This window comes from Gemmatimonadota bacterium, assembly GCA_041390125.1.
Classification (GTDB): domain Bacteria; phylum Gemmatimonadota; class Gemmatimonadetes; order Longimicrobiales; family Gaopeijiaceae; genus JAGQIF01.
In genome coordinates, this window is record JAWKQN010000006.1 from 1 (window position 1) to 21819 (window position 21819).

18 protein-coding genes are annotated in these 21819 nt (G+C 67.7%); 11 read left to right on the top strand and 7 right to left on the bottom strand.

The genetic code is table 11. The features are described from left to right. The 4 genes from R3E98_06510 to R3E98_06525 all read right to left on the bottom strand — a co-directional run. Nucleotides 1-477: hypothetical protein (locus tag R3E98_06510; GenBank protein MEZ4423039.1), on the bottom strand; the 477-nt coding region annotated here is incomplete at its 3' end. Then, entirely contained in the window at nucleotides 474-1460 is a 987-nt protein-coding gene (locus R3E98_06515) for a PhoH family protein (protein ID MEZ4423040.1), read from the bottom strand. The genes R3E98_06515 and R3E98_06510, both read right to left, overlap by 4 nt. A 7-nt stretch (nucleotides 1461-1467) precedes the next feature. Further along, entirely contained in the window at nucleotides 1468-3252 is a 1785-nt protein-coding gene (gene aspS / locus R3E98_06520) for an aspartate--tRNA ligase (protein MEZ4423041.1), read from the bottom strand. Then, the gene (locus R3E98_06525; GenBank protein ID MEZ4423042.1) at nucleotides 3249-3659 is read right to left on the bottom strand and encodes a VanZ family protein; all 411 of its coding nucleotides are present in this window, start codon (nucleotides 3657-3659) and stop codon (nucleotides 3249-3251) included. The genes aspS and R3E98_06525 overlap by 4 nt, the downstream gene beginning before the upstream one ends. A 100-nt stretch (nucleotides 3660-3759) precedes the next feature. Between R3E98_06525 and rlmN the strand changes: the two genes are divergently transcribed. The 6 genes from rlmN to istB (R3E98_06555) all read left to right on the top strand — a co-directional run bounded on the left by rlmN (nucleotide 3760) and on the right by istB (R3E98_06555) (nucleotide 11048). Beyond that, on the top strand, nucleotides 3760-4839 hold the full coding sequence (gene rlmN / locus R3E98_06530) for a 23S rRNA (adenine(2503)-C(2))-methyltransferase RlmN (GenBank protein ID MEZ4423043.1): 1080 nt from the start codon (nucleotides 3760-3762) through the stop codon (nucleotides 4837-4839). Between the two features lie 206 nt (nucleotides 4840-5045). Continuing rightward, entirely contained in the window at nucleotides 5046-5708 is a 663-nt protein-coding gene (locus R3E98_06535) for an RES family NAD+ phosphorylase (GenBank protein ID MEZ4423044.1), read from the top strand. Nucleotides 5709-6043: 335 nt separating this feature from the next. Then, nucleotides 6044-6268: a hypothetical protein gene (locus R3E98_06540; GenBank protein MEZ4423045.1), complete on the top strand. Its 225-nt coding sequence runs from the start codon at nucleotides 6044-6046 to the stop codon at nucleotides 6266-6268. Nucleotides 6269-7154: 886 nt separating this feature from the next. Continuing rightward, the gene (locus R3E98_06545; GenBank protein MEZ4423046.1) at nucleotides 7155-8147 is read left to right on the top strand and encodes a hypothetical protein; all 993 of its coding nucleotides are present in this window, start codon (nucleotides 7155-7157) and stop codon (nucleotides 8145-8147) included. Nucleotides 8148-8886: 739 nt separating this feature from the next. Next, the gene (gene istA / locus R3E98_06550) at nucleotides 8887-10215 is read left to right on the top strand and encodes an IS21 family transposase (GenBank protein MEZ4423047.1); all 1329 of its coding nucleotides are present in this window, start codon (nucleotides 8887-8889) and stop codon (nucleotides 10213-10215) included. Continuing rightward, a complete protein-coding gene (gene istB / locus R3E98_06555; GenBank protein ID MEZ4423048.1) occupies nucleotides 10212-11048 on the top strand; it encodes an IS21-like element helper ATPase IstB in 837 nt (278 codons plus the stop codon). Before istA (R3E98_06550) ends, istB (R3E98_06555) begins: the two co-directional genes overlap by 4 nt. Before the next feature lie 135 nt (nucleotides 11049-11183). Here the strand turns inward: istB (R3E98_06555) and R3E98_06560 are convergent, their stop codons facing one another. After that, nucleotides 11184-11357: a hypothetical protein gene (locus tag R3E98_06560; GenBank protein MEZ4423049.1), complete on the bottom strand. Its 174-nt coding sequence runs from the start codon at nucleotides 11355-11357 to the stop codon at nucleotides 11184-11186. Nucleotides 11358-11629: 272 nt separating this feature from the next. Further along, entirely contained in the window at nucleotides 11630-12547 is a 918-nt protein-coding gene (locus R3E98_06565) for a hypothetical protein (protein MEZ4423050.1), read from the bottom strand. A 1365-nt stretch (nucleotides 12548-13912) separates the two neighbouring features. Between R3E98_06565 and istA (R3E98_06570) the strand changes: the two genes are divergently transcribed. Together istA (R3E98_06570) and istB (R3E98_06575) are read left to right on the top strand one after the other, a co-directional pair. Further along, nucleotides 13913-14959, top strand: coding sequence for an IS21 family transposase (gene istA / locus R3E98_06570; GenBank protein MEZ4423051.1), 1047 nt, complete (start codon nucleotides 13913-13915; stop codon nucleotides 14957-14959). After that, nucleotides 14956-15798 carry an IS21-like element helper ATPase IstB gene (gene istB, locus R3E98_06575; GenBank protein ID MEZ4423052.1) on the top strand — a complete coding sequence of 281 codons (843 nt, stop codon included), beginning with the start codon at nucleotides 14956-14958 and terminating at the stop codon, nucleotides 15796-15798. Before istA (R3E98_06570) ends, istB (R3E98_06575) begins: the two co-directional genes overlap by 4 nt. Here istB (R3E98_06575) and R3E98_06580 read toward each other — a convergent pair. Next, the gene (locus R3E98_06580) at nucleotides 15782-16855 is read right to left on the bottom strand and encodes a transposase (GenBank protein ID MEZ4423053.1); all 1074 of its coding nucleotides are present in this window, start codon (nucleotides 16853-16855) and stop codon (nucleotides 15782-15784) included. The genes istB (R3E98_06575) and R3E98_06580 overlap by 17 nt on opposite strands. 1831 nt (nucleotides 16856-18686) lie before the next feature. Between R3E98_06580 and R3E98_06585 the strand changes: the two genes are divergently transcribed. The 3 genes from R3E98_06585 (at nucleotide 18687) to R3E98_06595 (ending at nucleotide 21749) form a co-directional block, all read left to right on the top strand. Then, nucleotides 18687-19880 (top strand): 6-bladed beta-propeller, encoded by a 1194-nt coding sequence (locus tag R3E98_06585; protein ID MEZ4423054.1) that lies wholly within the window; start codon nucleotides 18687-18689, stop codon nucleotides 19878-19880. A 106-nt stretch (nucleotides 19881-19986) separates the two neighbouring features. Next, the gene (locus R3E98_06590) at nucleotides 19987-20508 is read left to right on the top strand and encodes a GNAT family N-acetyltransferase (protein ID MEZ4423055.1); all 522 of its coding nucleotides are present in this window, start codon (nucleotides 19987-19989) and stop codon (nucleotides 20506-20508) included. Between the two features lie 65 nt (nucleotides 20509-20573). Continuing rightward, nucleotides 20574-21749, top strand: a complete 1176-nt coding sequence (locus tag R3E98_06595; GenBank protein ID MEZ4423056.1) for a 6-bladed beta-propeller — start codon at nucleotides 20574-20576, stop codon at nucleotides 21747-21749. Nucleotides 21750-21819 lie beyond the last annotated feature (70 nt).

A 21819-nucleotide genomic window follows, 5' to 3' on the forward strand; every position in this document is an offset into this window, starting at 1 on the left:
CAGCGCCTGCCGGCCCTGCGGGTCCAGCAGGACGGCCACCTGGTTGGGGGACGCGGGCACGCCCGTCTCCGTCAGGAACGTCCGCACGGCGTCGGCGGCACCCTCTTCCTGGTTGGCGGCCGTGTCCAACCGGTTGAAGAAGCGCTGAAGCGCGGCCTCCATGGTGTCGGCGGCGCCGGGCCGGACATCGAAGGTGGGCGGCACGGCGGCCGCCGCCTGGGCGCGTTGCCGCTCCAGCTCCTCTGCCGAGCGGGGGACCGCGAACGAGAACCGCGCAATGACGGTCTCGGGCGCCACGCGCCCGACGGTGTACCCGTCCAGGTCGGTGCGGGGGATGGGGGGGAACGCCAGCGTGATCCCCACCGCGAGCAGCACCAGCAGCAGCACCCGCGCGCCGTGGAACGCCAGGGCGCCGACCCGATCCGTGCGCGCCGGACCGGACAGGCGTCCGAGCACCCCCTGGCCGGGCGCGTTCACCGCGTCTCCTCGGTGGCCTCGGCGTAGGCGCGGATGATGTCCTTGACGAGGCGGTGCCGGATGACGTCGGCCGCGTCGAGGTAGACGAACTCGATGCCGTCGATCCCCTTGAGGATCTGCTCGACCTCGAGCAGGCCGGAATCCGAGCGGCGCGGCAGATCGATCTGGGTCGTGTCCCCCGTGATGACCACCTTGGAGTTCAGCCCCAGCCGCGTCAGGAACATCTTCATCTGCGCGGAGGTGGCGTTCTGCGCCTCGTCCAGGATCACGAACGCGTCCGACAGCGTGCGGCCCCGCATGTAGGCGAGCGGCGCGATCTCGATGGCGCGCGCCTCGAGCGCCGCCTGCACCCGGTCGCGCGGCATCAGGTCTTCCAGCGCGTCGTAGAGCGGACGCAGGTACGGATCCACCTTCTCCTGCAGGTCACCGGGGAGGAAGCCCAGGTTCTCGCCGGCCTCCACCGCGGGACGCGCCAGGATGATGCGGCGCACGCGCTTCTTGTAGAGCGCGTCGACCGCCATCACCACCGCCAGGTAGGTCTTGCCCGTCCCCGCGGGACCGATGCCGATGACCACGTCGTGCGCGGCGATCGCCTGCAGGTACTCCTGCTGGCCCTCGGACTTGGCCGTGACCGACCGCCGCGAGCCGGGCAGGCTGATGCGCACCGCTTCGCTCGGCGAGACGAGGCCGTTGCCGCTCCCCGACCCCGCTCCGTCCGCGAAGCGCGCCACGTCGGACGCATCGAATGGGGCGCGCATGCGCGCCAGCTCGATCATGTGGAGCGCGACCGTCACGGCCGCCTCCACCGCCTCCAGCGGGCCGGACAGCACCAGGTAGGTGCCGCGGAAGACGACGCGCACGCCGAAGCGACGCGCCAGCTCCTGGAGGTTCGCGTCGGAGACGCCGGCCAGCAGGAGCGGGTCGGCCCCCTCGGCGTCGAGGCGGTGCTCGACGAAGGAATCCGTGCGATCGGTCAAGGCCATGACTCTGCTACCCCTCGGAGCGGCGCAGGCTCAGATGCAGCTCCGCCAGCTCCACGTCGGTCACCGGGCTCGGTGCCCCCTCGAAGAGGGCGCGCGCCGCGGTCGTCTTGGGAAACGCCACCACGTCGCGCAGGCTGGAGGCCCCCGCGAAGCGCTGGACGATGCGGTCCATGCCGAGCGCGATCCCGCCGTGGGGCGGTGCCCCCTGGTCGAGCGCGCCCAGCAGGAACCCGAACTTCTGGTCGATCTCGGCGTCGTCGAGGCCGAGGAGGTGGAAGATCCGCCGCTGCAGGTCCGAGCGGTGGATGCGCAGGCTGCCCGACCCCAGCTCGGTGCCGTTGAAGACCAGGTCATAGGCCTGGCCGCGCACGCGGGCCGGGTCGGTGTCCAGCAGCGCCATGTCCTCCGGGTGCGGCATCACGAAGGGGTGATGCCCCGCCGCCAGCGAGCCGTCCTCGTTCTCCTCGAAGAGCGGGAAGTCCACCACCCACAGCCACGCCTCGCCCTCCAGCACGCCGCCCGTGCGCACCCAGGCCGGCACCCGCACGGCGTCCAGGGCCGCGCTGGTGATCCGGTCGCGGCCGCCCGCGGCCAACGCCAGGTCTCCGATGCCCAGGCCCAGCCGGTCGGCGCGGGCGTCGTCCAGGCCCCGCGACAGCGGGCCCGACAGGCCGTCCGCGGTCCGCTTGGCCCACAGCAGGCCGGGCGCGCCCGCCTTCTTGGCCAGGCCCTCCAGCTCCTCGATCTCCTTGCGCGACAGGCTGGCGCCGCCCGGCACGATCAGGCCGCGCACGCGGCCGCCCTCCGCCAGGATGCCGTCCACGATCTTGAGGCCGGCACCTTCCAGCGCAGCCGACCAGTCGGACAGCTCCAGCGGGCAGCGCAGGTCCGGACGGTCCGACCCGTAGCGCTCCATCACCTCCCGGTGCGTGGTGCGCGGGAACGGGAGCGGCGCGTCGATGCCGGCCACGCCGGCCAGTCGGTGCATCAGCCCTTCGATCCAGACCAGGATGTCCTCGGGCTCGATGAAGGCGGCCTCGACGTCGATCTGGGTGAACTCGGGCTGGCGATCGGCGCGCAGGTCCTCGTCCCGGAAGCAGCGCGCGATCTGCATGTAGCGATCGAACCCCGCGATCATCAGGATCTGCTTGTAGATCTGCGGGCTCTGCGGCAACGCGAAGAACTGCCCCGGATGCACGCGGCTCGGCACCAGGAAGTCGCGCGCGCCTTCGGGCGTGCGCTTGGTGAGCATCGGCGTCTCGATCTCGAGGAAGCCGTGCTCGTGGAAGTAGTTGCGGGCCTCGAGCACCAGCCGGTGCCGCAGCATCAGGTTGCGCTGCAGCTCGGGCCGGCGCAGGTCCAGCACCCGGTGCTGGAGACGCAGGTCCTCGGCCGGCAGCTCCTCCTCCGGCGTGCGGTAGACCGGGATGGCCGGCACGGCCGCGTCCGAGAGCACCTCGAGCGAGCGGGCCTGCACCTCGATCTGGCCGGACGCCATGTCCGGATTGCGGGCGTCGGCGGGCCGGAGCCGCACGGTGCCCTGCACACGCACCACGTCCTCGGCCCCCAGGGCCGAGGCCCGCTCCACGCTCTCCGCCTCCGTCCAGTCCGGACCGCAGGAGATCTGGACGATCCCGGAGCGGTCCCTCAGGTCCAGGAAGAACAGACCGCCCAGGTCGCGGCGCCGGTGCACCCAGCCCACGAGCGTGACGTCGGTGCCCTCGTGCTCCGGCGTCAGATGGCCGAGGAACGAGGTGCGGAGCGTGGTCTGTCCGGTTTCGGTCGGGTTCATGGACGGGTGGCGCGCGCCCGCACGCCGTGGAGGGCTCGAAGGAGAAGGAGGACCACCGTGTACCCCACGCTGACCCCGAAGACGTCCGCCGTCCAGTCGCCCCAGGAGGGCATCCGGTACGGCACGAAGCGCTGATGCAGCTCGTCCACCGCGCCATAGAAGTAGCCGGCGGCGAGCGGCGCGGCGTGACCGCGGCCGATGGGCTGGCCGTGTTGACCCCAGGCCAGCAGCCCCCCCAGGACGGCGTACATGCCGAAGTGGATGAGCTTGTCGTTGTTGGCGAAGGTGACGACCCGCGGAACGGTGCGGAGCTCACTCAGCAGGAACAGGATGGTCGCCCAGGCCAGAGCGGGTCCCCATGAGACGATCCAGCGACGCAGGCGGGGGGTTGGGCTCTGGGGCGGCAGACGCGCTCCTTGGGTTGGGTCGCCGAGAGGCGCTTCGGCGCTCGTTCCCGTGCAGGCGGCGTGCGGCTAACTTAGCCGGGCCCCAAACCCCCATCAAGGAATGTCCGAGCCTCTTTCCGGCCCCCAGGACGACCGTCCCAACCTCCTCGGGCTCGAGCCCGACGCGCTCCATCACGCCCTGGGACGCCACTTCGCGGACCGCGGCCAGCCCCGCTTCCGGGCGGGCCAGGCGGCCCGGTGGATCCTGGAGGAGCGGGCCACGTCCTTCGAGGCCATGACCGACCTGCCGGCCGGCGAGCGTGAGGCGCTGGCGGCGGCGTTCAGCCTGGACGAGCCCACCCTGGCCGAGGTGCAACGGTCCCAGGACGGGACCACCAAGCACCTGTGGCGGATGGCGGACGGGGAGCTGGTGGAGTCGGTGCTGATCCCCGCCCGGGACCGGCTGACGCTGTGCATCTCCTCCCAGGCCGGGTGCGCCATGGGCTGCACGTTCTGCGCGACCGGGTGGAGCGGATTCCGCCGGCAATTGGATACGGCGGAGATCATCGGGCAGTACCGCGCCTCCCAGCGGTGGGCGGACGAGAACGAGTACGGCCGGATCTCCAACGTGGTCTTCATGGGCATGGGCGAGCCGCTGGCCAACCGGAAGGGCGTCTTCCCCGCCCTGACGCTGCTGAACGCCGGCTACGGGCTCGGCGCCCGCAAGATCACCGTCTCCACGGTGGGCCTGGTGCCCGGCCTGGAGGAGCTGGCGCGCCGGCCGGAGCAGTTCACGCTGGCCCTGTCCCTCCACGCCCCCAACAGCGATCTCCGCCGGGAGCTCATCCCGCTGGAGAAGCGCTATCCCCTGCCCCAGGTCATGGCCGCGCTCGAGGCCATCCAGGCCGCCGGCGGCCGCCGCGTCACCTTCGAATACACGATGATCCGGGACGTCAACGACGCCCCGGAGCTGGCCCCCGAGCTGGCCCGCCTGGCGCGGTCCATCGGCGCGTTCGTGAACCTGATCCCGTTCAACCCCATCCCGTGGCAGGACTGGAAGCCCAGCGAGCCCAAGCGCATCCAGCACTTCCAGGACGTGCTGGACCGGGCCGGCGTGATGGTGGCGGTGCGGGAGCCCCGCGGCCGGGACATCGATGCGGCGTGTGGGCAGCTCCGGGCGAACGTGGTGCCGATGGGGTGAGGGGGGTGCATCCGGCAGGGGGCTTCGCGGCCTCCGGTGTCGGGGGCACTGTGGTGGGGCGACCCATCGTGTCGGGATAAGGCCGGAGGCGGTGTGGCGGTCGGACCTCTCGTGTCGCAGTATATCCGGGACATCACTTCGGCCGTTGGGCGCTTAGCCGGACCGGAGGGCTGGCCAAAGGTGGTTAGGCATCACGAGGAGTCGACTTGGGATTCACAGAGTTCGAGGACGAGTTCGATTCCATCCAGGCCTGGACGGCCCACGAGGAAGCCCTGCGCCGCCAGAACCGGTATCTACCGTTGGCGCCGGACTACTTCGCCGCCTTAGTGGAGGCATGCCTTGAATACGTCGTCACACTGCCGGGCGACGACCCCTTCTATCGGGCTCGCATCCACGAGCAACAACAACGATTTGCGTACCCGCTTGACCAAATGGGCGCGCCACCAGCCGCACGTGCTCGGGGCAACCGTCTTAATCCGTCCGGCATTCCGTATCTCTACCTTGCCTCTGATCAGGACACGGCAATTGCCGAAGTGCGCCCATGGCGCGGCGCCCTTGTGTCAATCGCTTGCTTCACCCCGACGGGGGGATTGCGAGTTGCAGACCTCCGCCCGGACGTAGTGGAGTCGGACGCAGCCGTACAGTGGGTTGGCTGGATGCTTAGTCGTCCGGCGCACCGTGAGGACCCACTCGCGTATGTGGCGTCTCAGCACCTATCAGAGGTGCTGAAGAGCCGTGAGCTGGACGGCGTCGTCTACGGATCTGCGTTGGGGATGGGACACAACCTCGCCCTGTTCTCGCCGGGTGCCGCAACACCCTCCGAGGTCGACGTCTTCGAAGTCAGCGATGTCCACTATGACTATGGCTAGGGTACCTTGGGAGCTTGAACGCCCCGCCGCACCTCCGCGGAGTTATGCCTAACCATGAATTGCTGCTGACCGGGTAAGCTGCGCGGGCCCGGAGTACTCGCCTGGCGGCTCGCTCTCCGGGTCGGCATCATGGTCCGGCAGCAGAATTCCAATCCGATAGACCGCGAACCGTACCTTACGTGAACTCGAACAGTTCTTCAATAGCGCTTTGTTGCGGCGCTGGATCGCCTCACGACCAGGTTCCCCGCGTCGTGGGGCACGTGTGACGTTCGGCGATCTGCTGTCTCCGCTTTGTGCGTCTCCCCGCTTCCGGAGTCGGCTCAGGCTCAGTTCACGTGGCGGCAGGGCATGGCAACGCGTACCTATTCGTCTTCTTCCTGTCGTCGTCGCCCGCGCTGTCTGGGATCAACGGAATGCTCTTGCCTGATGAACTCGAAGAGACCAAGAACTTCCTGGAAGATGTTGAAAATCTCATTAACTACCTGCTGCTAACAGCCTACGTCGTCGCGTGCTACTGGTTCCTGAAGCAAACGTACTCGGTCCGCGGAGAGTTGCCCTGACCGGGATCGACGTCCCCGATACTGCCCCTGACCCAAGCATAGCCCGTCGAGGCTACTTGGGTGCCCTGCTGGTGTTCCTGCTGTCCATGATCGGTATGGCGGGCTACGCACAAGAGGTGCGGAACTACGATTCGCACTATTGGTTCATGGCTGCTGGACCGCCCAACGCACAGTACGGTGGCCTCGGCTCTACTACTTGTCAGCGAATCTCTTCTTCTAGCTCTCGTGCTTTGGGTAGCCGCACTTCGAGCTCGTGAGAGTGGGCAACGACATCAGTCGCCAGGTGAAAGGAGCTCTGAATAGCCGAGATGATGTCCAGCTCGCATCCTGGATGGACGACCGCGAGACGCGCATCAGGCTCGCACCCTTCAGCAGGTACGTAATGACTTCTGAAGGTCATAGTGTTCTTGCTGTTCTTGAACATGCTCACCTGGAAACTGAACGAACGAAACGTCAGCGTCATGTACGCCGTTGGTGTCTTCTTCGTCGCAGTTCTTGGGATCTGCTCACTCTACCCCGCTATGGAATTCAGTATCGGCTGTTCCAGATACGCCAAGCGGCTGGAGAACAGTCCTACCTCGATATCCGTCTACCGTGGCAGAGGGGGTCGCTGCCTTCATCGACGGCCTGCTGTTCACCCACTTTGTGTCCTACATGCTTGGAGACGCGACCGGGTCTCTCTTCGAGAAGCTCCTAAGTTAGCGTTGAGTCGCTGAGAGGGTTGGAGACGGCTCTCATTGACAGGGAGCGCGGCCTAACCCAGAATTGCTGCTGACGCATGCCTCAAGAGCGGACGGGTAAGCGACGGCTTGCGACCTCCGACCGATGGATGGCATCCCCAGGGCGCAGCAGAATTCCAATCCGTTAGCCAACCCGGAGCAAGCCGGTGAAGGAGGTCCTGCTTTCATTTCTTCGAGACCTCGGGGCACATGAAGCAGTTGGCCTCCTCAAAGCGGCGGAGTTTTCCAGCAGCGTTGAGTCTGGCATCTTCGACGAGCCGATTCTTTACCTTACGATCCGCTGCGCCAAGCTCGACGCCGATGCGTTGGACGCCCTTCCGACGCGAGATCGCCAACGAATCGTCGACGGCTGGCTTCATGCTGATCCGACTATCGCCGAACGTGCGACTCCTACGGTTGATCGCCTGAGGTTTGAGAGCCTCCCTGGCTTGGATTCACCGGATCCCGTTCTTGCGGAACTGTTGATACAACGCGGACTGATGATCGACGTCGCGACGGGTGGTGCCCGTTTCAACGACGTGGACGACTACTTCAAGGCTCGGCAACGCCGTATCGACCGTCTCTTGACAGCTCGAGGGATGACGAACCCCGTCGAGTTCGAGAGTCTTTGGGACTGGTATAGGCATTGGACTGAGCAAGAACTGATGTCCTATTCCGAGCGCAGGCGCTTCGTCTATGACCTGTTCCGCCCCGTCCTCCAGTCCGTACTGGGTTCCGTAGCTCCGGCACCGGCGGTTCCTCGGCCGCCAACGGGCTGGGAGCGGGTGGACCGTGGAACCGAGAAGGCTCGAGAGCGTCTTTCGGAAGCAAAGGATGAGGAGGACTATCAGGCAGTTGGCCTCCTGTGCCGCGAGGTCCTGATCTCCCTGGGGCAAGCCGTGTTTGACCCGGAGAAGCACACATCCCTGGACGGCGTCGACCCGAGCTCCACGGATGCCAAGCGACAGTTAGAAGCCTTCCTAGCGACGGCAGTGCCTGGGAGTTCGAACGAGACACTGCGTCGACATGCGAAGGCAGCGGTCGCTCTAGCACTCGACCTTCAGCATCGACGCACGGCAGACCTGAAGCTCGCCCGCCTGTGTCTAGAAGCTACGGCGTCAGCCGTCGCGGTAGTATCCATCCTCGCGGACCGGTTTTGACGGCTTCGTGGGGCCGGCTGGCTAACCATCAGCTCCTCGGCGTCGAAGATCTCGCCGGTCTTCCAGAGTCGCAGGGTGAGTGCGGCCAGCTTGCGCGCCAGGGTGACGCGAGCGCGCTCCTCGCGCATCCCCTTGGCCAACAGGCCATCATAGTACTCGCGCAGAGGACCGGGCTTGCCAGTCGCGGCATTGGCTGCACCCTTGAAGACGCCCTTCACGCGCCGGTTGTGGTTGCGATTGAGGCCACGGGTCAGGGGGCGGCGCTGCCGCCGAGGCACTGTGCCGTGGACCAGCTCGTGATCTGCGCTCGAGTGCGTCACGACGGCCAGGCCCGCGTAGGCCCAGAGGTTCCGCTTGGTGCGGAAGCGCCAGGGCGTCCCCAACGTGGCCAGCAGGACCGCGATCCGGACCGGCCCGAGGTACGGGATCGCTCTCCAGCACCGGCCAGGCCGGATCCTTCTTCGCTTCGGCGACCATCGCGACCTTGGCCTTCTTGCGTAGCGCCGAGATCACGTCCAACTCGGCGTACAGGCCGCGGGTCGCAGCCGGCGCCTCGTTCCGGCAACTTCGCGATCCAGCGCGCTCGACCGTGCCGCTCGTAGACGGCTTTGCCGGGCGTCCGAATCGCGCGCGCTCGGAACAGCGCCTTATGTAGAGGCACCCCCAAGCTAGGAGTCTAGGGACACGAAGTTTTACGCACCGACCATGCGGGCACAGCTTGGACGGAGGGACGCCCTTCGTGGAGGAGCTGTGCCTGGCCAGGCTCACAGCGGAGCAGATCATGGTGGGTGCGCAGATGGTGGAGCGAGGGCTGTCGATGCGGGAGTTGGCGCGACAGCTCGGGGTGAGCGAAGGGGCGGTGCGGTATCGACTTCGGCAGTTTCGGGAGGGTCCCGGGGAGGACGGCCGGCGGGGCAAACCGACGCGCCTGGACGGCCACGAGGCGGCGGTGCGGGCGGTCCTGGAGGGACTGGAGTGCTGGCGGGTGACCGGGGAGCAGCGGCCGGTCCAGGCCCGACTGGTCTACGAGGCGCTGGTGCGTGACCATCGCTACACCGGGTCGTACAAGGCAGTGGTCCGCCACCTGAAGCGCCGCTATCCGAGCCCCCCGGTCCGGGCGCTGCGGCGGGTGGAGACGCCGCCCGGGGTGCAGGCGCAGCACGACTGGTTCGAGGAGCGGGTGCGGGTGGCCGGGGTGCGCGAGGATCTCGGGTTCCTGATCGGGAGCCTGTCGCACAGCCGGGCACGCTTCGCCTGGGTGAGCCGGGAGCAGACGCAGCTGGCCTGGCATACGGGCCACCTGGGTTTGTTCGAGCGCTACGGGGGCGTGCCGCTGTGGGTGCGCATCGACAATCTGAAGACGGGTGTGGCGCACGGCGCGGGCCCGAGCGCGGTACTGAACCGCAGCTACGAGGTGTTCGCACGGGAGTGCGGCTTCGGGATCGACCCCTGCCGGCCGGCGACGGGCTCGGACAAGGGCAAGGTCGAGCGCGCCGTGCGCACGTTCCGGCAGGCCTTCGGCTCGGTCCTGCGCGCGAGTTGGCCGACGCTGGAGGCGCTGCAGGCGGCGCTCGACGAGCGTGCCTACGCGCTGATGGATCGGCTCCGGTGTCCGACGACCGGCACGTCGGTGCGCGATGCCTTTATCGAGGAGCGGCGCCTACTCAAGCCGGTGCCCTGGATGGAGGCCCCCTTCGACGTGGTCGTCCCCCGGCGCGTCAGCCGCGACTGCCTGGTCTCCTTCGAGGGCCGCCGCTACAGCGTCCCCTTCGCCTGGGTCGGCCGCCAGGTCGAGGTGTTCGGTACGCTGGGCCACGTCGTGATCCGGGCCGAGGGCGCCGAGCTGGCCCGTCACCCGCGGGGCACCGGGGCGCTGTTGGTGCTGGACCCCGTCCACTTCGAGGGCACCTCCACCCGGGACGTCCTGCGCCCGACGCCGCTGGGACATCGGGCTCGCCTCCAGATGGCAGGGATCGGCGCCTACGGCGAGCGCGTGCCGCTGCCCGACCCGGAGCGGGTACGCCGGCCGCTCGAGGCCTACGTCCAGCTCGTGGAGGGTCTGCGATGAGCCGCCGCAGCCAGGTCGACCTCGACCCCATCGCCGAGCGCTGCCGGGCCCTCCCGCTGCTGCACGCCGCCGAGGCGCTGCCGGAGTTGCTCGAGGAGGCCAGCCGCCTCGACCTGGCGCCCGTCCGCTTCCTCGATCTCGTGCTCGAGCGCGAGATCGAGCGCAAGACCGAGCGACGCGTGGCCACTTCGCTCAAGCTGTCCGGGCTGCCCACGGGGCGGACGCTCGAAGGCTTCGACTGGACCTTCCAGCCCCGGGTCGACCGTGGCAAGCTCGAAGCGCTGGCCACCTGCGCCTATCTGCGCGCCAAGGACAACGTCCTCTTTCTGGGACCTCCGGGGGTCGGCAAGAGCCACCTGGCGGTCGCACTGGGCGTCAAGGCCGTGAAGAACGGCTTCAGCACCACCCACTTCGTGCTCGACGATCTGATGCATCAACTCAAGGCCGACGCCGCCGTCCCTCCGGCCCGGCTCAAGGCCAAGCGCTACCTCAACAGCTCGCTCCTGATCATCGACGAGGTCGGCTTCCGACCGCTCGATCGCCACGAGGCCAACCTCTTCTTCCGCCTCGTCAGCGCCCGCTACGAGCGTGGCTCCATCGTCCTGACCTCCAACAAGCACGTGCGCGACTGGCCCGAGATCTTCGCCGGCGACGAGATCCTCACCACCGCCATCCTCGACCGCCTGCTCCACCACGTGCATATCGTCCACATCGACGGCCGCTCCTACCGCCTCCGCGAGCTCGATGGGCTCCTCCGGTCGGACACCGTCGCCCCCTCCCCACCCCCCAGAAAAGGAGGTGACCCAGCTCGATCCACTCGGGTCGGTGCGTAAATCTTCCTGTCCCCAGACTGCTTAAATCTTGTGGGCCTGTACACCTTAGCCTCAACCGCACGCGCGGTCCCATCGTCGACCAGGTTCAGATACGCCCGCGTCAGCTCTTCAGATCCGCGCGAACTGCGCGCCCCATTAGACCGGGGAGGCCGCCCCAGCGCAGTCGGTCGGACAGCTCATCCGCGTCGACCCGGCCCCCTCGTTGCCCTGGCGCTTCTCCCCGCGGCGGTTGCAGACCAGCACCCGAGCCACCCGCGGCTCCAGCAGGTCGTGCAGCCACTGGGCTTGTGTGCCTTCCTCGTAGGTCACATGGACGCTTCCTCGCATCCCGGCGCAGAACCCACGAGCGCCCGTTCCTCCGTCGGAAGCACGGCCCGGCAATCACCCGGCCCCGCCCGTCCGCACACTCGCCACCGTCGTTGCCTGATGCACGTCCAGCCCCACATACTTCGTTGTACGTTCGATGAGAGCCGCCTCCTGGGATCCGCCACGGTTGCTTGACACCTCCATGGTACCCCCAGGGGCGCGCTTTCAAATTGCGTTAGACCGCGCTTCGCTCAGCGTGGCCGAAGCACTCTTGCTCACGGCCTCTCCCACCACAAGCGCCCATTGCACAGGTGGCCCAGATAGTCGGTCCCAGACGGCAGTTCGAACTTCAGCGACAACTCTCGTAGCCGCCGCACTCGCACAAAGGGGCCGATATCTACCAGCTTCTTGAGCTTCAAATTCATGCCCAGATCCGCCCCTAGGTCAGACGACCATCGTCGCTCTTCGACATGAATCCCTTGCGACTTCTGCCCTGCAAGCAGCAAGGTCACTGAATCCTCCGCGGGATCATCTGGTCGCTCTCTGCAGAGCCCCGGTGAGATTGTGCGGCAACCTCGCCGTGCCAGGGTTCCGGTCCTATTCCGTGGCGGGTCGACCTCTCCCCTGACGCCGCGTCCCACAAGGTCACGACCGTCGTACACTGCAATCCTTTCCAGCCGAAGTGGAATGGGAACAAAGACCTGCTGGCACTCACCGCTCAGGGCAATGAACTCCCGTTGTTTGGCGACCACGACCTCGCGGGTGTGTCCCGTGCCGATCCCAAAGACCTTCACGCTCCAACCACTCGCCTTCCTCAGATGGTATAGCTCGCTGTACGTCACCTTGGCCCCGCGCGCATTTGGTGCGGAGAACCGGTACAGAGGAACTTCGAGGCTCTGTCGCCAGCGTTCTTCAACGACCATCCGGCGTCGGCCAAGCATCTCCCGAATCCGGCCGACGACCGTCGGACGCGGTAGGTCTTGAGCTAGAAGTGCGTTGTAGTCGCTGAGGAACTGCTCAATTCCTCGCTCGTCCCAAGAGAGGTCTTCAAGGCCGCGACGTAGGAGCCAGGGTTCGCTGATGATCTCCTCCGGCCATGTGGTCGCCGTACCGTAGGCGATCGAGCCGCGTCTTGGCGGGCCTGGTCCAAAGCCGCACTCACAGCCAGCGGGATGGTTGCTCGCGTTACACATCAGCGATCTCCTTCAGGCGGGAGAACGCGGAGTTTCCGCTTCCGTCCTCTCGGTCTGCCCGACCCTCGCACCGATTCGTCAGTCACAGATCAACTCGCGGATCTTCTGAAGCTTCTCCGAGGTGTCGACGTTTGCAGCCTCCTCAGCACGCGATCCCCACGATCAGAGGGACTGAGCACGGCTTCAACGATCTTGGCTACTTGGGTCCCTTGTAGTCCTGCTTCCTCGTGCTGGTAGTTCGGTAGGGGATCGGGGAAATGGCCGAGATATGGTTGGCGAGTCGGTCCTGGATTCCCGAAACCACGTGGACCCCGAGCCGACCCCGCATTGTGGAGGTTTCGGAGGGTTTCCATGCTCGTAGTGATGAGGTCGCCCTCAAGCTCCACGGCGCGCGCGAAGGTCCTCGTATGTCCGCGATCGTCTCATTCAGTTGCTCCATTCACGTACAAGACCTGGTCATCCTGGAGCACCACATTAATATCCAGATACCGTTATGTCTACATTATCTCTAGCCTGTACTTGCCATATCCTTGTAATCGCTTGTCCCATGGTCTCCTTATCACACCCCCGACGAGGAGCTTTCTCTTCATGGGGGCGCGGTCTAACACGGAATTGCTGCAGTCCGGGTCGGTAATGCGGGTCCCGAACACGCGCGGCCCCGCCCGGGGTCGGCATCATGGTCCGGAAGCAGAATTCCAATCCGTTCTATGAAAGCGAGAGTCAAGGGCGGACTTCGTCCCAGCCGAGGGATCGGCGGGAGTGGTCGTTGCTCTCAGCCCCCTTCTTGAGGTAGCGGAGCGGCGAGGACGGGGGGGTGTGGGCGAAGCAGTCTTCTTCTTCGGCATGGATCGTTCGCTCGACGGTTCAGAGTCGGAGTGGACGGCTCATGTGCGGATAGACGATTCGCGGGTCGCGAACCACGGTTCTATCTGAGACTCGGCGCGTGGGCCGGCCTGACGCTACTTGAGGTTCTGCGGGAGGGCCTGGAGTTAGACGAGTGCCTCGGCTGGACTGTCGCTGGGCCTACGTTCATGACGAGACTGCCTCCCGCACCTATGGTCCAGGACTCTGAAGCCGTTGAAGCGAAGGATCCTCATCGATCTCGCCTCCCGGGGCAGAGTCCGCGCTAGTTCATCTGCTGTCGGGTCAGCTCCTCGGCGTCGAAGATCTCGCCGGTCTTCCAGAGTCGCAGGGTGAGTGCGGCCAGCTTTGTTAGCGGCGGCCGTAAATGTCCCAGGAGTGGCGGATGAAAATGTCCCACCGGAGGCGAGGACCGGAGGGGTCCGGAGGGCGCCGGGTGTGAGGTAGCGGCGGTCATCGGGCCGATCAGCCACGTTGGGCCTCCCCAGGCACCGGAGGGAGGCCGTGATCGGATGGGAGAGCCGCATGTTGTTCCGCCACTACCTGGCCGAGGGGCTGTCGAAAACGGCCATCGCCGAGCGGCTGGGGATCAGCCGCCGGACCGTGACCCGCTGGATCCAGAGCGGGGCGTTGGACCGAGACCTGGACGAGCCCCCTCGCTACCGACCGCGCCCGGCCGTGCCCCGTAAGCTGGACCCCTACCGGGAGGTCATCCGCACCCGACTGGAGGCCTACCCGGAGCTGTCGTCGGTGCGGCTGATGGAGGAGATCCGGGCGGCCGGCTACGACGGAGGCTACACGCAGCTGCGCGAGTTCGTACGCGGGATCCGGCCTCAGCCGCCCGAGCCGGTGATCCAGCGCTTCGAGACGGCCCCCGGCCGGCAGGCGCAGGTCGATTTCGCCGATGTGACCCTACCCTGGGGCAAGCGCTACGCCCTCCTGGTGATCCTGGGCTACTCGCGGCTGCTCTGGGTTCGGTTCTTCCCCAGCAAGGACATGCGGGCCCTCCTCGAGGGGCTGGCCGCCGCGTTCGCGTTCCTGGGCGGAGTGCCTGCGGAGATGCTCTTCGACCAGATGCGCTCCGTGATCACCCGGGACGGGCGGCTACACGGCGAGCGGTTGGTGACCAACGCCGAGTTTGTGCGCTGCGCGGCCCACTACGGGTTCAGGGTGCGCGCCTGCCGGCCCTACCGCGCCCAGACCAAGGGCAAGGTCGAGCGGCCCGTCCGCTACCTGCGCGAAAACTTCCTCTACGGCCGCGACTTCCTCAACGACGCCGACCTGGATCACCAGCTGCGCCGGTGGCTGGACGGCGTGGCCAATGCACGCGTCCACCGCACGACCCGGGAGCAGCCCGCCCTCCGTTTCGAGCGCGACGAGCGGGCCCTGCTCCAGCCACTCCCGGCCCGGCCCTACGCCTCGCTGGTGCTCGGGGCCGCCCGCAGGCCACGCTCTGGGGACACCAGGATCTACGCAGCCTCCGTTCCTCAGATCACCGTCGAGCGCCGGCCGCTGACCCACTACGCCGAGCTCGTCGGAGGCGCCCGATGAAGACCTCGGCTCCCTCGCGGCGCGACCGGATCCGCTCCCAGCTCGCCGACCTGCGCATGCCCGGCGCACTCGAGGCGCTGGACCCGGTCCTGTCCCAGGTCGATGGCGGTCGGCTCGGCGGCGCCGAGGCCATCGAGGCGCTCCTCGGCGCGCAGATCACCCTCCGCAACAACCGCCGCCTCCAAGCCGCCATGCGCTCCAGTCGGCTGCCCGCCGTCAAGCTGCTCGGTGACTTCGACTTCACCTTCCAGCCGTCGATCAAGCGCGAGCAGCTCGATAACCTGCATGAGCTCGGCTTCCTCGAGCGCAAGGAGAACGTGATCTTCCTGGGGCCGCCGGGCGTGGGCAAGACGCACCTGGCCATCTCCTTGGCCATCGCCGCGGCACAGCGCGGGCGCCGTGTCTACTACGGCACGCTCGCCGACCTGATCACCTCCCTCGAGGAGGCGCAGGCGGCCGGTAAGCTCAGTCACCGCCTCAAGACCCTGACCCATCCCGCACTCCTCGTCGTCGACGAGATCGGCTACCTGCCCATCACCCGCACCGGCGCCATGCTCTTCTTCCAGCTCATGGCCCGCCGCTACGAGACCGCGTCCTCCGTGCTCACCTCCAACAAGGGCTTCGAGGAGTGGGGTGAGATCTTCGGCGATGACGTCATGGCCGGCGCCCTCATCGACCGGCTGCTCCACCACTGCCACGTCGTCAACATCCGCGGCAACAGCTATCGCATGCGCAACCACCAGGACCTCTTTCCCCAGCCCCACCCCACCCACCCCCCGGCGGACGACCCTCCCCGGCGAGTCCGCAAGCGGGCCGGGCCCCCTAAGGCTCCGGGCTAGCCTCTCCCACCCCGAAGGAGTGGGACATTTTCATCCGTTGAAAGTGGGACTCTTTCGGCCGTGGTTGACAAGCTTGCGCGCCAGGGTGACGCGCGCGCGCTCCGCGCATCCCCTTGGCCAACAGCCCATCGTAGTACTCGCGCAGCGGACCGGGCTTCCCGGTAGCGGCATTGGCTGCACCCTTGAAGACGGCCTTCACGCGCCGGTTGTGGTTGCGATTGAGGCCACGGGTCAGGGGGCGGCGCTGGCGCCGACGCACCGTGCCGTGGACCAGCTCGTGATCCGCGCTCGAGTGCGTCACGACGGCCAGCCCCGCGTAGGCCCAGAGGTTCCGCTTGGTGCGGAAGCGCGAAGGCGTCCCCAACGTGGCCAGCAGGACCGCGATGCGGACCGGCCCGAGGTACGGGATCGCCTCCAGCACCGGCCAGGCAGGATCCTTCTTCGCTTCGCCGACCATCGCGGCCTTGGCCTTCTTGCGTAGCGCCGAGATCACGTCCAACTCGGCGTACAGCCCCTGGGCTCGCAGCCGGGCGCCTCGCTCCGGCAACTTCGCGATCCAGCGCGCTCGACCGTGCCGCTCGTAGACCGCTTTGCCGGGCGTCCGGATCGCCCGCGCTCGGAACAACGCCTTGAGCCTCAACCGCACCCGTGTCCCATCGTCGACCAGGTTCAGATACGCCCGCGTCAGCTCCTTCAGATCCGCGCGGGACTGCGCCCCATGGTAGACCGCGGGTAACCCGCCCCAGCGCAGCCGGTCCGACAGCTCATCCGCGTCGACCCGGTCCCCCTTGTTGCCCTGGCGCTTCTCCCCGCGGCGGTTGCAGACCAGCACCCGAGCCACCCGCGGCTCCAGCAGGTCGTGCAGCCACTGGGCTTGTGTGCCTTCCTCGTAGGTCACATGGACGCTTCCTCGCATCCCGGCGCAGAACCCCACGAGCGCCCGTTCCTCCGTCGGAAGCACGGCCCGGGCAATCACCCGGCCCCGCTCCGTCCGCACACTCGCCACCGTCGTTGCCTGATGCACGTCCAGCCCCACATACTTCGTTGTACGTTGCATGAGAGCCGCCTCCTGGGATCCGCCACGGTTGCTTGACACTTCCATGGTACCCCCAGGGGGCGCGCTTTCAAATTGCGTTGGGTGGCTCGAGGCTGGCGTGCGGGGAACGCACGTTCGGTGTCCCCCACCCGGTGTAGATTCAGAGCATAGCTCCCGCCGTCGAATCGATCGCTGCCGAGGCCCTGCCCATCCTTCGGCGTCATGGCGTTGTGCGGGCCGGGGTCTTCCGGATCGCGCCCCGTGGGACCGCGCGGGCGGACAGCGACCTGGACCTGGTGGTGAGTTTGAACCAGGCGAAGCCTCCTGGACCTCGTCGGGTTGGAGCAGGACCTGGAGGGGCGCTGGGAATACCGGTCGACGTAGCTGCGGTCGTTGCACCCGCTCCTGCGGACCGCATCCTCGCGGAGGAGGAGCGGATCTGTGGCCAGGATCCATGGTGCGCCTCGCAGACATCCTGGCCAGCATCGACTACATCGTGGGTACACGGCCGGGCTGAGCTACGAGGCCTTCGCATCTGATCCTTGGTGCAAGACGCGGTACTACGGCGGCTCCGAGATCATCGGCGAGGCCGTGAAGGGCCTCGGAGGACGCTCGGGACATGGGACCAGCAATCCCTGGCGCCGGATCGCCGGTGTGGGGCGAAGCTGGTACGACTCCTACCTCGTGGACCTGGAGTTGCTCTGGGAGATGGTGACGCACCACCTGCGCCCCCTCCATGCGGCCGCCCAGTGATAGGGCTCCTCGTTCGTCCGCGGACGCGCTCTCGGCCTGGCCTGGACCTCAGGCCCTGCGGCAGCGTTTGAGGCGCGAGCCCTCGTCGCCCAGACGCCCCCAGGGACAAGCTGCCTCTTCTCAGCAGCATCAACGCGGGTGGCTCTCCCGTTGACTCTTCGTGAACCGAGCCGCGACTCGGAACCGCCATCGGCCGTGATGCTCGCCCCTACAGCCGAAGGGGCGGCCCGACGTTTTCGATTCCGAACTCGCGCAGCCGCGCACGGTCTCATCGTACCGGTCCCGAAGAACATTACTCGCTCGTGCAACTCGAAGAAGAACTCCTGCATCCGGCCTGCTGGGGTGAAGGCAGCCAGGAGCCGGCCCGGGTCGCCCCACCGAAGCGAATGCGTGCGGCGGCACGCGCCTGGGCGCCAACACGCAGTCGCCAGGGCCAAGCTCGAAGCGCCGGTCTCCCACCTCCACGACATACCTCCCGGCAAGCGCGTAGAACCATTCGTCTTGCTCGTAGTGGAAGTGTCGTGGCGGTCCTCCCTTGCCCGGACGGTGTTGGTCTGTTCCTGCACAAAGAACGCGCCCTGCGTGTCTCCTGGTCCCACCTTGATCCAGAGGTTCCCCGCCGGGAGACGTCGCGTCTCACCAGGAGCCGATCCTGGTCGTGTCGCACCGGCTCGATGGGATCCTGCCCCTGTGCCTCCGTAGGGTTTGACGTGAGGATCAGGGACGCGCTCCGGAAGGAGCCGCAACGTGACGTCGAAGTGCCCTTCGTAGGCCACCAGCTCGGCTTCCGCGAGGACGAGGTCGCGGACCGGCGCCTCCTGGGCGGCGAGCCCGGCCGGCACCACGGTGAGGATGAACAGCGCTCGATGGGCCCGCCCCCGGAGGCGGGAGCGGACCGACGGTGTCGGGCGCGGGACTTCGTTCACAACGGATCTCCTGGGTCGCGGTGACTCGTATCCCGCAGTACGCAGGGGGCCCCGTGCAGGATTCTCTCGTGTCGGAGGCGGCACCACGCTCCGCTCCAACCCTTGCCGGCCACCGCACCCCGGGTCCATCCTGGAGGGCGCAGCTGAACCGCCACACCAGTCAGGAGGGAGAGATGACGCCCTTCCGCGCGCTCCTGGCCATGGCCGCGGCGGGAGTCTGTGGTGGAGCGTGCACCGATCGCGCCGACGCTCCGCATGCCAGCTACGCCGTCGACACACTCCCGAGCGGCCTCCTCCACGTTCGCAACACCGGCACCGGGCAGTGGACGTCCGGGACCGCCTGGACGCTGGAGGAGGACCTGCGCCTGGGGACGGCCGATGTCGAGGGCCCGGAGCTCTTCGGTCAGGTGGCCTACATCCTCTCGGACGCGGAGGGCAGGATCTTCGTCCTCGACTACCAGGCGCAGGAGATCCGGGTCTTCCTGGCCTCCGGGGAGTTCTCCCACCGCATCGGCTCGAAGGGGGAAGGCCCGGGAGAGCTGACGGGTGCAGCGGGCCTCGATTGGGGCCCGGACGGCTCTCTGTGGGTCTGGGGCTCCCAGAGGTACACCGCCTTCGCACCCGACGGCTCCCTCAGGGCAACGCACCCCCGGCTCGTGCGCGGGGTGATCTACCCGTGGATCGGGGGCTTCGTCCCGGACGGGCGGTATATCGATTGGGGGCTCGACCGCGAGGTGGCGGGGCGCCGCTCGCTCGGCCAGTTCGAGGTTCAGACGTACACCGGACGGACGATGTTCTACCCGATCGCGGTCGGCTTCTCCGGTACCCTCGACACCCTGGCGCTTCTGGACTTCCAGACCGCCGTGACGCCGGACGGGGACATCATGACTCCGCCCAAGAGCCTGATGGTCGCCCAGGCGGAGGACGGGCACCTGTGGTTCGCGGAGTCCGACAGCTACCGCATCGCCCAGACCACGCTCGCCGGCGACACGCTCCTCCTCTTCTCGCTGCCGGACTCTCCCGCCCCGGTGCCGGAGGCCGAGATCGACTCGCTCATCCGCCTGACGCGCGACACGCCCCGCCCGATGGACCGGAGCATGTTCCTGCCCCACCGCCGCCTGGTGACCCGGGTGCTGACGGACGACGCGGGCCACATCTTCGTCTGGCCGGAGGAGGCAGGGGTCGCAGAGGGCTCGGTCGTCGATGTCTTCGATGACTCGGGCGTGCACCTGGGTCGCATCGACGTCCCCGAGCCGGTCCTGACCCGGGCGCCCCCACCGTACGTCACCTCCACGCACCTCTACGCGGTGGTCGTGGACGAGCTCGCGGTTCCGCATGTGGTGCGCTACCGGATCCGGAAGCCGTGAGGGCCGCCGATCCGGGCGCTCGTCGGCCGCCCGACTCCCCCTGGACCGGCAGACCGCGAGTGGGGTCGCCGAGTGCGGTGTTCGTCCTGGCGGCGGTGGCCGGCCTGTGAGGATCCGCTCGGCGACCGAGGCGGACGCGGCGGCGGCCGCCGCCGTCAACGTCACTGCCTGGCGCGCCGCGTTCCATGGCATCTTCTCGGAGCAGTTCCTGGACAGCCTGTCGGTGGAGAGGCGTGCCTCTGCGATCGCGGCACGGTTCGGTCGGGCCGACTACTCGATGCGCGTGGCTCTGGATGACGGTGGAGCGGTTGTCGGGTTCGCGGACTGGGGCCCGCCCCGAGAGGCCGTGATGCACGACTACGAGCTCTACGCCCTATACGTCCTCCCTTCACATCAGCAGCGGGGCCTGGGCCGCGGCCTGCTCCAGGTCGTGGCGTCCGCGATCCTGGCGGAGGGACGTACGTCTCTCATGTGCAGCGTCCTGGAGCAGAACCCCCATCGCGCATTCTACGACCGACTGGGGGGACGCCAGATCGGCCGCCGCTCGTTGTTGCTCGACGACGCGGAGCGCGCGGTCATCTGGTATGGATGGCAACGGGCGGACCTGGCTGGGATCGGTGTCATTTGAGCAGCCCTCGCCGACCGTTCGAGGCGACTCGGAGGGGAGCCGGCACCCCCCTGGGGTGGTGCTGCTTGCGTGAAGCACGGTCGTGGACTCTCTCTCTCACCGCCGTCGCCCTGATCGGATGCGGTCCACCCACCGACCGGCCGCTCACCGAGCGCACGGACTCGGCCGGCATCGAGCTCGTCACATCGAACGTGGACGATAGACCGCTCCCCTGGCGTCTCGAGCGTAGGATCGCGCTCGGGGGCGCCGAGGAGGGCCCGGAGAGCTTCTTTCGCCTGCCTCCCGGTACGGTGGCGAGCGACGCCCGGGGGCAGATCTACGTCCTCGATCCGCTGCGGCATCGCGTCGTCGTCTTCACGCCGGACGGGACGTTCGTTCGTTCGGTGGGCGGCGAAGGTGCGGGGCCCGGTGAACTGGAGTCGCCCGGCGCGCTGTCGGTCGGGCCCGACGGCGTCCTCTCGGTCTTCGACTTCGGGAAGGGTGCGCTCGTCCGCTTTGGACCGGACGGGACCGTTCTGCCCCAGCATCCCCTGCCCTTCTTCCCGTGGACCGGACCGAGCCGCCACTTCGAGGTGACATCGGAGGGCGTGCTGGTCTCGACCATGCTTCCGCCGGCTCCCGAGGGAATGTTCCACCAGGCGCTCCGGCTGCTGGGCCCTGCGGACACGGTGCTCGTCGCCGAGCGGATCTTTCCCCGGCCCGGGATGGTGCGATACCCGACCTGTGGAGGAGGCCTGAACTATCCGCCGATCTTCGAAGCGCAGGTCCTCTGGGCTGCCCACGACCGGCGGATCGTGGCGGTCGATGGTCCCGAGTACGCCTTTACGCTCTTCGAGGGCGCGCGCCCGATCCGGAAGGTCCGCGCCGGGTTCCCCCTTCGCGCGTCGTCAGAGGCTCTGGCCCTGGCCGAGCTGGGCGAGGGAATGACGATCAACTTCGGGCGCGGGCCCTGTCGCATCCCGCCCCGGGAGATGGTGGAGGGACGCGGCTTTGCCGAGGCCGTACCCTGGATCGAGGCGGTCATGATCAGCCCCACCGACGACATCTGGATCCACCGGAAGGGGGTGGGCCAGGAGATCCCCGCTGCCGTCGATGTGTTCGACCGCACTGGCCTCTACCTGGGCCGGTTGCCGGAGGGGTCGCCCTTCCCGCTCGTCTTCGTGGACGACACCACCTTCGGGGCGGCCGAGACGGATGAGATGGACGTCACGAGGCTCGTGCTCTACCGGATCGCACGATAGACTCGGTCGTCGTACGGGCGCATCCGAGGGGGCCTTCCTGACCCCGTTGTGTCTGGCACGCTGGTACCGT

What these genes read in the sequence shown, in the direction of transcription:
- R3E98_06515 (MEZ4423040.1), bottom strand. Translation starts at nt 1,460, where the DNA reads ATGGCCTTGACCGATCGCACGGATTCCTTCGTCGAGCACCGCCTCGAC.
- aspS (MEZ4423041.1), bottom strand. Translation starts at nt 3,252, where the DNA reads ATGAACCCGACCGAAACCGGACAGACCACGCTCCGCACCTCGTTCCTC.
- rlmN (MEZ4423043.1), top strand. Translation starts at nt 3,760, where the DNA reads ATGTCCGAGCCTCTTTCCGGCCCCCAGGACGACCGTCCCAACCTCCTC.
- istB (MEZ4423048.1), top strand. Translation starts at nt 10,212, where the DNA reads ATGAGCCGCCGCAGCCAGGTCGACCTCGACCCCATCGCCGAGCGCTGC.
- R3E98_06565 (MEZ4423050.1), bottom strand. Translation starts at nt 12,547, where the DNA reads ATGTGTAACGCGAGCAACCATCCCGCTGGCTGTGAGTGCGGCTTTGGA.
- istB (MEZ4423052.1), top strand. Translation starts at nt 14,956, where the DNA reads ATGAAGACCTCGGCTCCCTCGCGGCGCGACCGGATCCGCTCCCAGCTC.
- R3E98_06580 (MEZ4423053.1), bottom strand. Translation starts at nt 16,855, where the DNA reads ATGCAACGTACAACGAAGTATGTGGGGCTGGACGTGCATCAGGCAACG.
- R3E98_06585 (MEZ4423054.1), top strand. Translation starts at nt 18,687, where the DNA reads ATGACGCCCTTCCGCGCGCTCCTGGCCATGGCCGCGGCGGGAGTCTGT.